Below are 13,170 nucleotides of genomic sequence, written 5' to 3' on the forward strand. Positions count from 1 at the left end.
TTGAATTTTGAGTTTCGACTAACTTCTGACTCCTACTAAAAACTAACCACTAAGAACCAACCACTACTTCCAGCCTTCCGCGATCGCTTGGTATCCAATTAGTTTATAGACCAATTTCGCTGCCGTAAACTCGGAAACTACAGAATCATTGATGGGAGCGAGTTCCATGACATCGCAGCCAATGACCTGATGGTTGACAAAAATGCGTTGGATGAACGTCAGCAGGCTGTACCAGTTCAAGCCACCGGGTTCGGGGGTGCCGACGCCGGGAATCAGCGTGGGGTCAATGCCGTCGAGGTCGATGGTAAGGAAGACTTTCTCGGTTTTGATGCTGGCAACGGCGCGATCGATCCAATCTGGCTGCACGACAATTTCCCGCGCGCGGAAGACAGTGAGCTGTTTTTCTTTGATGAGATCCGCTTCTTCTTTACAAATGCTGCGAATGCCCACCTGCACCGTTGGCAAGCCCATATCGACAATCCGTCGCATAACGCAGGCATGGTTATAAATGGAGCCTTCGTATTCGTGGCGCAAATCGCCGTGGGCATCAACCTGTACGACTGTGAACGCTTCACCTGGATTCGCCTGCCGATACGCTTCGACAACGCCAGTCGTGATGCTGTGTTCGCCGCCCAACGCAATCACGAACTTACCGTCTGACGCCAGCTTGTAAACGGTCTCCTGCGTGACACGAAGCATGTCTTCAGACGAGACTTTTTGCGCGTTGCGAGTATCGGCGATCGCGTCATGGGTATAAATTCCCACTTCCCACAGTTCGCGATCGAGTTCTTCATCGTAGTATTCGACCTGCTGTGACGCATCCAGAATGGCATCAGGGCCGTGCTCACAGCCGCGACGATAGGTCGTGGTCGCTTCGTAGGGAATGGGCAAAATGACAACGTTTGCGTTGTTGTACGTCGCCGCGACATCAGGACCCAAAAACGGCAGCGAAGAAACAGATGTTTGCACCAGCATGGCAGACCCGATTAAAGCAACACCTGATCCTGACACAATCTTGAGGGATCGGCTACCAGCGATCGCATAAATAGGCGATGTGCCACCTTGAGAGAGGCATCGACTCCTACAGGTAGCCACCGCAAGCACAATTTAATTAGTACGACTGTATATTCGGCTGTACTGAAGCGGCTATAGACCTCTCAGCACCCACATCAAACTGACTCAGGTCAAAAACTTTTAGCTACAATGAGGCATTGCTTCAATAAATTTTGATGACTTCCACGTCCACTGCCGCATCAGCTAAAATTGTTTTAGGCTTCCATGCACTCTCCGAGCCTCTAAGAGTCAAGACAATCGAGCTACTGCGGGAAAAGGAGCTGTGCGTCTGTGATTTGTGCGAAATTCTAGGCGTGACCCAATCAAAGCTATCGTTTCACCTCAAAAATCTGAAAGAGGCGGGATTGATTAGGGGACGACAGGAAGGTCGCTGGGTTTACTACAGCCTTGATTTACCGCAATTCGTCGCGTTAGAGCAGTATCTGGCAGAGTTCCGTCGCTTCAGTCCCATTCTGCCTGCACGCCCTTGCAAGGACGATCGCTAATCAATCGTTCTTAGTGTGCCCTGTCCAAGCGAAACAAAACTCTACTTGACAAATCAACTTTATTTGAAATGATAGAGTTAGAGGGAGCCTAGTCGTGCTTATTGGCATGCGACTACAACGTGTAATTGCACCTTAACTCTAAAAATCACCTCAAGGCGATCGCGCGTCCAGAGGCATATTGGTGTTTTAGGTCATGGCTTAACGCATCAATTTTTGTTGGCTCAATCCATTGTTTATGTTTTTAGCCACAGGGTGAGTGTGTTTCAGCAGGAGACAGCTTTGATGAAACGTGTGATGTTCGTTTGCAAGAAAAATTCGGCTCGATCGCAAATGGCAGAAGGCTTTGCCAAAGCGTTAGGAGCAGAGACCGTTAATGTGACTAGCTCCGGGCTAGAAGCCAGTCAGGTCAACCCAGGGGCGATCGCCGCCATGAGCGCAGTGGGTATCGACATCAGTGACCAGGCGTCAAAACCATTGAGCGACTTCAAACCAGAAGACTTTGATATCGTGATTTCGCTGTGCGGCTGCGGTGTAAACCTGCCAACCGAATGGGTGCAGCAGGAAGTCTTTGAAGATTGGCAGTTGGACGATCCAGCAGAACAACCAGAAATCTTTCCTAGAGTGCGCGATGAAGTTAAGGAGCGCGTTGTGAGGCTGATTGAAGCCTTGAGTGCAGCACCTGTTGAGCAACCGTTGGCTTGAATCGTTGAGCCATGAGCGATTCGTTGCAACCCCATCGCCACCCATCAGACCCGAATCACCCACCATTGAGGCATCTATGAAGCAAACCGTTTCTCAGCCGCAGCCCCTTGCAAAACAGCTCTCCTTTCTCGATCGCTACCTGACCCTGTGGATTTTCCTGGCGATGGCGATTGGGGTGGCGATCGGCTATTTTTTCCCGGCTGTGGATGTGGTGATCAATCAGTTTCAGGTAGGGACGACGAATATCCCCATTGCGATCGGCTTGATTCTGATGATGTACCCACCGCTGGCAAAGGTGCGCTACGAAGAGTTGGGTGATGTTTTTCGCAACGGCAAGATTTTGGGTATGTCCCTCTTGCTGAATTGGGTCATTGGTCCCATCCTGATGTTTCTGCTGGCAATCACCTTCCTCAGAAGCTACCCAGACTACATGGTGGGACTGATTTTGATTGGCTTGGCGCGTTGCATTGCGATGGTGGTTGTGTGGAGTGACCTAGCGCGAGGCAACACCGAGTACACCGCAGGTTTGGTCGCCTTTAACAGCATCTTCCAGGTGATTTTCTATAGTCCGTTTGCCTGGTTCTTTCTGAGTGTGCTGCCACCTGTGTTTGGGCTGCAAAGCAGCGTGGTGAATGTGAGCATCGCTGAAATTGCCCAGAGTGTTTTCATTTACTTGGGTATTCCCTTCTTGGCAGGCTTTCTCACCCGCTTCTTCCTTGTTAAAGCCAAAGGAAAAGCGTGGTATCACGATGTGTTTGTGCCCAAAATTAGCCCGATTACGCTGATTGCATTGCTATTCACGATCGTCATCATGTTCAGCTTGAAAGGGAACTTGATCGTGCAGATTCCCCTGGATGTAGTGCGGATTGCTATTCCGATGATTATCTACTTCATCGTGATGTTCTTAACCAGCTTTTACATGGCGTGGCGCATCAAGGCGAATTATGCCCAGGCTGTCAGTGTGGCGTTTACCGCTGCTGGCAACAATTTTGAACTAGCGATCGCCGTGGCCATTTCAGTGTTTGGCATCAATTCTGGTGCCGCTTTTGCGGCTGTAGTTGGCCCCCTAGTAGAAGTACCCGTGTTGATTAGTCTCGTGAACGTTGCCTTCTGGCTGGAGAGACGCTATTTTCGAGCGTCTGAAGCGAAGTTGCCGTAGCTTCATACTCAAAGCTTAAACCAATGGAGCATGCTGGCTGCCTACTTGATTCAGACGGGCTTACCTTACGACGAGACGATGCAGACAATTCAGAGCGCTAATCCCGATGTTGCACTGCGAGAAGCCCAAACGACGTTTCTGCAAGCATTAGCAGGAGAGACAGCCAGTGACAATATTTGACCATCCTCCTCGAATTTTGTTTTTGTATGGCTCGTTACGAGAGCGCTCCTACAGCCGTTTACTAGCAGAAGAAGCGGCTCGAATTATGCAGGAGTTTGGGGCTGAGGTCAAGTTTTTTGATCCGCATGAGTTGCCTATCTACGGCAGCGTACCTGATACCCATCCCAAAGTGCAGGAGCTACGCGCGTCGAGCCTGTGGTCAGAAGGGCAGGTCTGGTCTAGCCCGGAGATGCACGGGCAAATCACAGGCATCATGAAAAACCAAATTGACTGGATTCCCCTAAGCATGGGTGCTGTCAGACCCACACAAGGCAGAACTTTGGCAGTGATGCAGGTGAGCGGTGGTTCTCAATCCTTTAATGCCGTCAATACCTTGAGGCTTCTGGGTCGCTGGATGCGGATGTTCACCATTCCGAATCAATCCTCCGTTGCCAAAGCCTATCAGGAATTCAATGAAGACGGCACGATGAAGGACTCGCCCTACCGCGATCGCGTGGTGGATGTGATGGAAGAACTCTACAAGTTCACCCTGCTGCTGCGCGATCAGGTGGATTATCTGACCGATCGCTACAGTGAGCGTAAAGAAAAAGGCTAATTTGATATTGGCGAATGAATTTGGAACATGTTGCATCATGGCTATCAATGCACTCAGGCGAATAGTATCAAGGCTAAGTCGTTTCGATCTATTCCTGATCCTCTGCGTCTTTGCCAGCGCAATCAAATTAACGTACAAGATCGAAACTATCGTTGATATCATTTTATCGGATGAAAGCTACTACCTTTACAATGGCGTCAACCTGATCAAGCAGGGTTTTCCTGTTGCTGAATGGGCTCCATTCTATGCCATCTGGTATTGGCTGCTCTCCCTGGTTGAGCCCAGTAAAGATAACGTTAATTTATATTTTCTAAATCACAAACTTTTGATTGCTTTAACAGCAACCATGCTGTATGTTGCGCTACGGTCTTTGGGTTGTAATCGGCTCATCACAACCATCACTGCTTTCATCTATCTCATCTCTGGTATTCCGGTCATTTGGCCTCGACCCACTCACTTTGCCCTGCTCTTAATCTTGCTGTTTATAACGATTCAAACGTATTTAAGAGCCGAAATATTTTTTTACTACGTACTCAGCCTTACGCTTCTTTCGGTTTCATATGTTCGGCCTGAATATTTTGTATCGTTTTTAGTAATTTCGATCGCAATTTTCATTCTCGAAATCAGAACGATCTTTTTCACTTCTCCACGCGGCAAAACATCGTCGTATCGTCGTCTTTTACTCTACACCGCATGCTTCATAGCGCTTATCGCTTTACTTGGTATGCCAACCTCTTCAGGAAATCGAAGCTGGTGGGCCTTCGCCTCTCATTTTGCATTGCGGTGGACGTGGCAAAACAAAACCGACCTTGATCCCTGGGTCGATTATCAACAGATAACCGCATCTGTTTTTGGTCACGCTAATACCATCTTCGCTGCAATGTGGGTCAACCCAGGGGCTTTCTTCGCCTACTTATTTGAAAACTTAAAAGGTTATTTTGAGAACACACTGTCTATCTTTGATGATTCTCTAAAAGACAATAGCCCTTCACTAAACGATCTCAACCCAACGCTAAACTTAATTGTCCGTTTCGGAGAACTAGCTATCGTCCTGTTAGCCTGTGTTCAGATTTTTAGGCACTATCGCAGTCGAATTAAGCAGGATCACTTTAGAACGTTAATACGCCTGCTCGTCATCGTCTTCTTCGTGGAATTGTCAGTGATTCCTGCTTCTATTATTATTTTTCCTAGATACCATTACCTCATTATCCATGTTGTCCTGTTATACGTTTTGCTAGCGTTCATGTTATCTAAAACCCTTAAGGGAGAAGCATGGAACCTGGATTTTAAGCAAACCGTTGTCACTGGCTTTCTGTTACTTTTGCTCACCCCCACGTTAGCGCAAGGCTGGTGTCTAGCAAACATCTGTCTGTTCCAAAGACAACAATTCCCTGCCAGGCCCAATCTAGAAACCATTTATTTGCTTCGATCGCTCAAGATTAAGCAGCCAGTCAATGTGCTTGCCTTCGATATTGAGTACCGAACCTTTTTAGGCGATCGCTACCATCGCATCGATCCTGCTAGTAAAACCAGCGGCTTCAGCAGTTTTATGCGTCAAAACGAAATCGAGATGGTGATTGTGAGTGCAGAGCTGAAGCAAGACGTTCGCTTGATGGCGGATCAGGAGTGGAACGCGTTTCTGCGAGACTATGCGAGTCTGGACTATCAACGCCTGGAAGTACCTCACACAGAAAGAAGCTTGCTGGTTCGTCGCAAGCTGCTTTCCTCCCACTCTTTGCCTCAAGCAACGATTCAATCACCTGATCCAACGTTGACATCGAAGACGTCGAAAGTGTTGCGTTAGGCAAAGAATTGATTGATCCAACGCCCTACCGCCAAGCCTACTACCGAGACACCGCTGAGAATGAAAAACGTATAGGTCTTCCCAAAAATGCGGAATAAGTCATTTCTTGCACCAGCGACCGCTTCAGGTAAGGTTACGGCAAAAATGCCCGCGATCGCGCCAATGCCAGCCATTCCCAAAATGCTGGGCAAGCCCATGGTTTTTGCCCAAAGCAGCGCGGCTGTAACACTGATAGTACCCGCGATCGCCATGCTGGCAACACCGGGAACCGTCCACCCCAAAAAGACAACCATCGCGAAGGCCGTTGCCAGCTGCCCCTCTGGAATGCCAAAAACGCTGCCAGCAAAGGCACCAGCCAGCCCTCCAGCCAACCCACTGCTGAGAGTCCAGGTGACCACAGGTGTCAAAATAAAGATCTTTGACAGGGTGAGGGCAAAGGCGAGCGGCAGCACAATAACCTGTGCCCACGATGGCGTATAAGCCAGTAGGAAGCCAACCAGCACGTACCACAAAAAGTTAAGCGCTAGCCAGTTAAGCGGGGTCGTTGTTGTTTTCATAGCGTTACGGTCGTTGTTGTGGCATTACTGCTTGCCGTGACATGTTTGCTGACCCGTACCCTTAACTTGTAGGGATGACACCGCATTCTGCGCCAGGGTATTCAAGCACCTCGCTAGAGGAATACCCTACGCACGACAAAATGAAGTCGGCAATGACCCTTTATTTCTGATTGTCTCAGTCTGCCGCATTCAAACTAAGAAGTTGGCTCAAAAGAATGTAAAGCTTTCAAAAAGATTGCCAGCGATCGCTATGATCCAGAGCTATCAGCCCGGGCTCAACCCTGACAGAGCCCTCGACTCGGAGCCGTCTGAGGATGGCTAGCAAAGTATTCCTGTAGCCAGTTGCAGCCTTGAGTCAACAGCTCATCTAGCTTAGCGAGATGCCACAGTTGCGTCTTACCAGTTTCGCTCACAGTCACAACATACCGGCCGTCGTGACTAAACTCGATGCCCCGTAGTTGGGTGGGGCTAGCATCAAACTGTGCCAGTTGCCGACCAGACAGATCCCATAAGCGGGCGGTGCCGTCTTCGCCAGCCGTAGCAATTTGCTGACCATCGGGACTAAAGCTAATACCCACAACGCTTCCCCAATGACCATTGAGTTGTGCGAGTTGCTTACCAGAACGATCCCATAAGCGGGCGGTGCCGTCTTCGCCAGCCGTGGCAAGCTTTGTGCCATCCGGGCTAAAGTTAACCTGCAGAATCCAGCTAGAATGCCCTTGTAGTTGCGCTAGCTGGTTGCCAGAGCGATCCCAGAGGCGCGCAATGCCGTCTTCGCCAGCCGTCGCGATCGTCTGACCATCGGGGCTAAAGCTCGTGCTAACCAGCCAGCGATGTCGCCCACTGAGTTGGGTGATGAAGTGACCCGACGACTCCCAAAGCTTGGCGGTACCCGATGACCCATCCACCCCCACCGTCATTAACTGTTTACCGTTGGGGCTAAAGTCAAGGCTCAGAATGCGACCTTGGGCACTTTGCCATTGGGCGATCGACTGACCAGACGCATCCCACACCTGCACCGTACCATCCTCGGCAGCCGTGGCAAACCGTTGAGCATCCGGGCTAAAACTAATGCTTCTAATCACGTGCTGCGAGCTTTGGAGTTGCGCTAACGGTTGCCCAGACAAGTTCCACAACCGAATGGAGCCATTCTCGCTCGCGATCGCTACCTTATCCCGGTCTGGACTAAAGCCCACGCCGCTGACTGCCGAAGCGCTACCAGAAGGCGGCTCGCCAAACGCCTTGGCCTGTGCGGATGGTTGCCTTGCCATATCCCAAAACCGGACCGAACCGTCATCACCTGATGTTACCAGCAGGCTGCCATTGGGGCTAAAGCTCACATTGCCTACAGGCCCACGATGCCTCTTGAGTACACTCAGCAACTGTCCTGTGGGTGTCCAGAGACGAATGGTGCCGTCTGCACCTGCCGTCGCAAGTCGCTGCCCATTGGGGCTAAAACTAACGCCCAGCGCTCTTCCCTGATGTGCCTTCCACTGGCTCTTACCTTGCACCCGCTGCGGATCGGATAAATCCCAGAGCTGCACCAGATCATCTGAGCCTGATGTCGCTAGATACTGCCCGTCGTGGCTAAAACTAACGCTTAAAACCCTTCCCTGATGCCCATTGAGCTGCGCAAGTTGCTTCCCCTGAAAGTCCCACAAGCGAGTGGTGCCGTCCAGACCAACGGTTGCCAGGTAGGGGCCACGCGGGCTAAAACTGATGCCAAAAATCCACCCCTGATGCCCCTTAAGCTGAGCCAGGGGCTTTCCGGTTACGCTCCAGAGGCTTGCGGTGTCGTCTTCGCCAGCGGTGGCCAATACCTGACTGTCGGGGCTAAACGTCACGCCGAGCACTCGACCGCGATGCCCCTTAAACTGCTGTAGCTGTTTACCACTGAGATCCCACAGGCGAGCGGTGCCATCTTCACCAGCGGTGGCGATCGCCTGACCATCCGGGCTAAAGGTAATGCCTAAGATGCGTCCATTGTGCCCTCTGAACTGAGTCAGCTGTTTACCCGTTAAATCTGAAAGGCGCACGGTGCCGTCTTCACCGGCGGCAGCAATCAGCGCGCCAGCGGGGCTAAAGCTGACATCTGCGATCCAACCTTGACCGAGATCAATCTGGTTGCGTTCATGAATGCTGCCCAAAATCGTTTGGAGGGCAAGCAGCGGACTGGTCACCGGGTAATCTTGTGACTTTTGGTGGCTCGCGATTGCAGCCAGTTCTCGCCCTGTCTGCATCGCTGCGATCAGGGCATCAATTTCGCTAATTTGATTTGCTTGAAATTGTTGTAAGGTGTCCAGTGCAGTCGCTTCCAGACTTTTAATTTTGAGGCTGGCTGTTGTGCTACCCAGAGTCGTTTGGGCACGGAGCGCCTGCAATTGTGCCTGTCGTCGGATTTGTTCGGCACTGAGGGCTTTTGCTTCGGCGGTTTGAGCATCGTTTTGGGCAAAGGCGACTCGTTTGCGGGCTTCCAGCAGATGGCTTTGCAAGGTTTCCAGGTCTGCCTGGGTGGCAATCATAGTTTGCCGGGTCTGCCGCTGGGATTGCTCGGCAATTTTGGCTTTGACTTCCGCAAAGCGCATGTTGGCAGTGGTCACCTGGAGCTTCTGCTCTGCGCTGCGAAGCTCATTCTGGGTTGCCATCATTTTTTGGTTCGCTTTGGAGGCCAGGAAACCAGCCGCGATCGCCAGCGTCAGCGTACCCGCAAGGATGACAAAGCCTTTGTGAATGGTGCGTCTGGCTTGCTTTTGAGCATCAGCTAACAGCCGTGTCACCTGCTTTTCTGCTTCTAGAGCAATTTGTTTGTCTAGCGCCTGACTTGCGACCAAAAATTGGTAATCGGCATCGCTCAAGCTTTTGTCGACGGCCCATCGCTGAGCATTCTGCAACGCTGTGCCGCGCAGTAAATGAGCCGCATCCTGACAATTGGAACCCATCCAGGCATCCAGTGCATCGGCATAGGGGCGATGACTGGAAAGGATGGCAGTGACCCAATCCTGGTCGAAAATCGAGGCGTAAATACGGTTGCAAATGGTGACGCTGCCGTGCTGGTCGACCACAATGCCAGCCAGCCTGAGTTCCATACGCTCAGCACCGTCGTCCGCCGATAGTTTTTGCTGCTGTAGAATCTTTTGATAGCAGCCCAGAATGCGATTGGTGCGCTGGGGATTGCGCAGTAGGCGATCGCGAATCGTCTTTAAGTGCGGTGGCTCGTCCTGCGCTTCCCAGTTGTCAATGACATGGGTCTGCACCAACTGCTCGATCCATTGGGTCTCTTGCCCGGCAGGAATGGAGACAGACGTGGTATGGATCAATTTGCAGATTTTTTGGGTCAAAAACGGCTGTCCGCCTGTCCATGCCAGCACTTCTCGCAGCATGGCATGAGGGTTGTTTGTGACCGATCGCAGTCCTTCAAGGAGCGGTTGCGCTTCGTCAAACTGAAACCCAGTCAGAGGAATCGCCTTGCCAATATTGAAGGGCGTTCGGCTCTTGTCTTGAATCAGATCGGATGGCGTGGCGACACCTAGGAGCGCAAAGGTGAGGCGCTGGTACTCCGGGCGATCGGCACGTTTGTTGTAGCAGGTGCGAATTAGGGCGAAGAAGTCGTCGATCAAAAAATCCAGGCTGAGCACGCTGTCAATTTCATCGATAAAGATGGCGATCGAGCGCTCACTATCCGCCAACAGCACGTCTTCCAGAAACTTACCTAAGCGCTGCACCGGAGGCAAAAAGGCGTGTTCTCGCCACCAGAGTCGTAAATTAATCGGGTGAGCCAAATCGAGACTGCTTTCTAGCGCGTAGGCAACCCCGGCGTACCATTGCTCCGGGCTCACGTTGCGGTTGCCAATGCCAGAGACGTCGATCGCAGCACAAATAACGCCTTCTGCCTGAAGCCGCCGCATGGTTTGAATCCGCAGGCTCGATTTGCCCAACTGCCGCGAATTGAGCACATAGCAAAATTCACCTGCTTTTAGGCCTTCATACAGGTCGCGATCGGCTTGCCGTTTGACATAGCTCGGCGCATCTAACGGTAAACTGCCACCAACCTGATATTCATAGCCTAACTCTGCTGTTGCAACCATCGCCGCTTTTTGGTCGTGATACCCTTGTTAGTCTCGCAAGAGGGCTCGATCGCCAACGCTCTATCCCTCTCAGCTCACCCCTCGCACTAATTTCTCAGCGTCAGCGAGTTTGGAATCACCTCTACCGTACCATCTGGGTTGAGCGTGACCATAACTTCAAGCCCCTGAATTGTCTGCTTAATCACCACTTTATTTGATGGTAATAAACTGAGATTTGCCAAGTAAGTGGCGGCTTCTGCCCCCAAAGGCACAATTTGCTGAATCGTGCCTTTGGCATCTAAGAGCAACGTGTACTGCAATTTTACAGCCCTTTCTGGCGTGGCTTTCCAGCGCTTTTGCAGGTATTTTTTCAGTGCTTCCAGCCGCCTTGCCATCGCCGATGCCTGGTTCAAGTCGTCGATCGCGCCACTCGACAAATTCTGCTCAGGATCGCCTGTGGGCAAGAGTGCATTAGTGGGCTGTACAGCATTGAGTGACGCCGAGCTTGGCGATGCAGCGCGTGATGGCACGGAGCTTGCTTGATTCGTCGTCGCTTGACTCGCATACTGCGGTAATGCCTCGGGCAGTGCCACCGTCGTATTGGTCTGGCTACTGGTGGTTGAAAAATTGACAACCACCGACGAGTTACTGCTAGAGGTATTACCAGAGGTAGTGCTAGTGCTAGTGCCCGTGCTATTGCCAGGCGTTTGCGGTGCCTGAGTTGACGACGGCAGTCCACTTGTTGGCGTTGACGACGGCAGTCCACTCGGTGGCTTCGTAGGACACGCAACACCACAATCAGGGACAACCAGGCTCGGTGAGAGAGACGGCAGTACTGCATCTGGTGGTGCAGCCTGACGCACTGATGTATTAGGCAAGAACTGATCAGGTGGGGGCGATGGTCTGCTAAAAGTAGGCGTAGGCGACGGTCTGCTCACAGTAGAGGGTAACGCCACATCCGGTGGCGGCGACTGCACCGTTGGAGTCGCCACCGTTGGAATTGGCAAGGCTTGATTCGGTGGCGGCGTGACTAACCGCACAGCAGGCGAAGGCGGCGGCGGAAGCGGTTGAGTTTGTGGAAAAGCAGCCGCACCCAGGACTGTGCCAGTTGCCCGGAATAACGTTCCACCAGGTGCTGCCGTTGCCTGTCGTACAGCCACATCACCAGGCGAAATTTGCACCCCCGATCCTGTGAGCGTTACCTGCCCATTTGCCCCGACGGTGAGTCCTGTCGCATTGTTGCCGCTGCCACCTGTGAGCAATTGAGGCAGTGAGAGAACGGGGAGTGTCCAGGCTTCGACGCGATCGGTCGGTGTCGGGCGTTGTACCTCCAGACTCAACAACGCTCCAGGCTGACTCAGGCGTACGACACTTTGCCCCGGCACGGCTGCTACAACGATCGTTCCTTGCGGTGCCGACAGTCCACCACTACTAACGACGGTGCCACCCAACAGCGTTAACTGCTGCCCCGAGCCTACCGCCAAGTTGCCAGCGTTAATAATTGAACCGGGTTGTACGACCGTAAAGGCGTAGCTATTGGGATTACCACTTAAAGCATCGTAGTTATTAGTGCCAGACGCATTAAACCAGTTGGTACCAAAACCAATGCCGTTAGCAGTCGTAGCGGTAAACGAGCCCTTAACATCCAGAGTTGCGTTGGCACCAAAGACAATACCCGCTGGGTTAATTAAAAACAGATTGGCGTTGCTGCCGCTGACCTGGATCAGGCCATCCACCCGTGAGGCATCGCCGCCTGTCACCCGCACTAAAATGTTGCGAGTGCTGGAGTTAGAAAGAAAGTTTGCGATCTGGGTCTGAGTCAGCCCAAACTGAGACAGACTGTGGAACAAATTGGCGCTGTCTCCCGAAAGGCTGCCGCCGCCAATATCAAAACGGTTGCCAACTGGCGTCACGATCGTACCTGTATCTCCTGGGTTGGGCACAATCTGCGCGTGTAGCTGTTCGACGCCGATCGTGCCACCCAACACAATGGTCGCGACTACTACCTTGATTTTGCTAGCGGCTAATCTCATCGGCTCTCATCTTAATAAAGCTTAGAAGCAAGGTTCTGTGAATGTACTGATTGCCCCTAATTGATATCAATGTAGATGCTTAACCTGCCTCTAGACAGTGCCCCTGGACGATCTGACAAATTTAAAGTTTAAAAACAAAGGGCGTGGGGATTGTCTTTAAAGGGCTAGAAAATTCATCAAAACTTGACATGACACTAGCCTATCAATGACAGGAAGCGGACTGATGGCAACTCAGGCAAGTTCACACAAACTTTAACTGCTGTGTCGTAAGTCATCCCCTTGGCACGCCCACAACTTCAAACCGATCAGCAAAATTACGTAAAGCATAACAACCCCGCATTTTTGCCTAACTGCGGATGAAATAAAACTAACGGTATACCTAACATGCGACCAGTCGATGAGAGTTTGCTAGAGACGGTCAGCGATCGACCATCAGCCTTCTTATACCAATTAAATATGAAGTTGCGCCAAACTAAAGGAGTCCCCTTTGAGGTCATGGGTCATGCCAGGACGCCCC

General features: G+C 51.5%; 10 protein-coding genes. 6 read left to right on the top strand and 4 right to left on the bottom strand.

Features of this window, described 5'->3' with window-relative positions; translation table 11 throughout:
- Positions 1-63: 63 nt before the first annotated feature.
- Positions 64-1,095 (bottom strand): agmatinase, encoded by a 1,032-nt coding sequence (gene speB / locus C7B82_RS11165; protein WP_245939831.1) that lies wholly within the window; start codon positions 1,093-1,095, stop codon positions 64-66.
- Between the two features lie 134 nt (positions 1,096-1,229).
- On the opposite strand from speB, the gene C7B82_RS11170 reads away from it, so the two are divergent.
- From C7B82_RS11170 to C7B82_RS11190, 6 genes are all read left to right on the top strand, one after another.
- Entirely contained in the window at positions 1,230-1,559 is a 330-nt protein-coding gene (locus C7B82_RS11170; protein WP_106256366.1) for an ArsR/SmtB family transcription factor, read from the top strand.
- A 282-nt stretch (positions 1,560-1,841) separates the two neighbouring features.
- Positions 1,842-2,261: an arsenate reductase, glutathione/glutaredoxin type gene (gene arsC / locus C7B82_RS11175; RefSeq protein ID WP_106256381.1), complete on the top strand. Its 420-nt coding sequence runs from the start codon at positions 1,842-1,844 to the stop codon at positions 2,259-2,261.
- A gap of 76 nt (positions 2,262-2,337) precedes the next feature.
- Positions 2,338-3,420, top strand: a complete 1,083-nt coding sequence (gene arsB / locus C7B82_RS11180; protein ID WP_106256367.1) for an ACR3 family arsenite efflux transporter — start codon at positions 2,338-2,340, stop codon at positions 3,418-3,420.
- Between the two features lie 30 nt (positions 3,421-3,450).
- Positions 3,451-3,600: a protein-tyrosine phosphatase family protein gene (locus C7B82_RS31470; protein ID WP_181357448.1), complete on the top strand. Its 150-nt coding sequence runs from the start codon at positions 3,451-3,453 to the stop codon at positions 3,598-3,600.
- Entirely contained in the window at positions 3,587-4,195 is a 609-nt protein-coding gene (gene arsH / locus C7B82_RS11185) for an arsenical resistance protein ArsH (protein WP_106256368.1), read from the top strand. Before C7B82_RS31470 ends, arsH begins: the two co-directional genes overlap by 14 nt.
- Before the next feature lie 37 nt (positions 4,196-4,232).
- Positions 4,233-5,999 carry a hypothetical protein gene (locus C7B82_RS11190; RefSeq protein WP_106256369.1) on the top strand — a complete coding sequence of 589 codons (1,767 nt, stop codon included), beginning with the start codon at positions 4,233-4,235 and terminating at the stop codon, positions 5,997-5,999.
- Here the strand turns inward: C7B82_RS11190 and C7B82_RS11195 are convergent.
- The 3 genes from C7B82_RS11195 to C7B82_RS11205 all read right to left on the bottom strand — a co-directional run bounded on the left by C7B82_RS11195 (position 5,996) and on the right by C7B82_RS11205 (position 12,653).
- Positions 5,996-6,556: a hypothetical protein gene (locus C7B82_RS11195; protein ID WP_106256370.1), complete on the bottom strand. Its 561-nt coding sequence runs from the start codon at positions 6,554-6,556 to the stop codon at positions 5,996-5,998. The two genes, C7B82_RS11190 and C7B82_RS11195, sit on opposite strands and share 4 nt — an antisense overlap.
- A gap of 275 nt (positions 6,557-6,831) precedes the next feature.
- Positions 6,832-10,641: a WD40 domain-containing protein gene (locus C7B82_RS11200; protein ID WP_106256371.1), complete on the bottom strand. Its 3,810-nt coding sequence runs from the start codon at positions 10,639-10,641 to the stop codon at positions 6,832-6,834.
- Positions 10,642-10,727: 86 nt separating this feature from the next.
- On the bottom strand, positions 10,728-12,653 hold the full coding sequence (locus tag C7B82_RS11205; protein ID WP_106256372.1) for a filamentous hemagglutinin N-terminal domain-containing protein: 1,926 nt from the start codon (positions 12,651-12,653) through the stop codon (positions 10,728-10,730).
- Positions 12,654-13,170 lie beyond the last annotated feature (517 nt).

It is taken from the genome of Stenomitos frigidus ULC18 (assembly GCF_003003795.1).
GTDB lineage: Bacteria > Cyanobacteriota > Cyanobacteriia > Leptolyngbyales > Leptolyngbyaceae > Stenomitos > Stenomitos frigidus_A.

What these genes read in the sequence shown, in the direction of transcription:
- C7B82_RS11170 (WP_106256366.1), top strand. Translation starts at nt 1,230, where the DNA reads ATGACTTCCACGTCCACTGCCGCATCAGCTAAAATTGTTTTAGGCTTC.
- C7B82_RS11205 (WP_106256372.1), bottom strand. Translation starts at nt 12,653, where the DNA reads ATGAGATTAGCCGCTAGCAAAATCAAGGTAGTAGTCGCGACCATTGTG.
- C7B82_RS11190 (WP_106256369.1), top strand. Translation starts at nt 4,233, where the DNA reads ATGGCTATCAATGCACTCAGGCGAATAGTATCAAGGCTAAGTCGTTTC.
- C7B82_RS31470 (WP_181357448.1), top strand. Translation starts at nt 3,451, where the DNA reads ATGCTGGCTGCCTACTTGATTCAGACGGGCTTACCTTACGACGAGACG.
- C7B82_RS11200 (WP_106256371.1), bottom strand. Translation starts at nt 10,641, where the DNA reads ATGGTTGCAACAGCAGAGTTAGGCTATGAATATCAGGTTGGTGGCAGT.
- arsC (WP_106256381.1), top strand. Translation starts at nt 1,842, where the DNA reads ATGAAACGTGTGATGTTCGTTTGCAAGAAAAATTCGGCTCGATCGCAA.
- arsB (WP_106256367.1), top strand. Translation starts at nt 2,338, where the DNA reads ATGAAGCAAACCGTTTCTCAGCCGCAGCCCCTTGCAAAACAGCTCTCC.
- C7B82_RS11195 (WP_106256370.1), bottom strand. Translation starts at nt 6,556, where the DNA reads ATGAAAACAACAACGACCCCGCTTAACTGGCTAGCGCTTAACTTTTTG.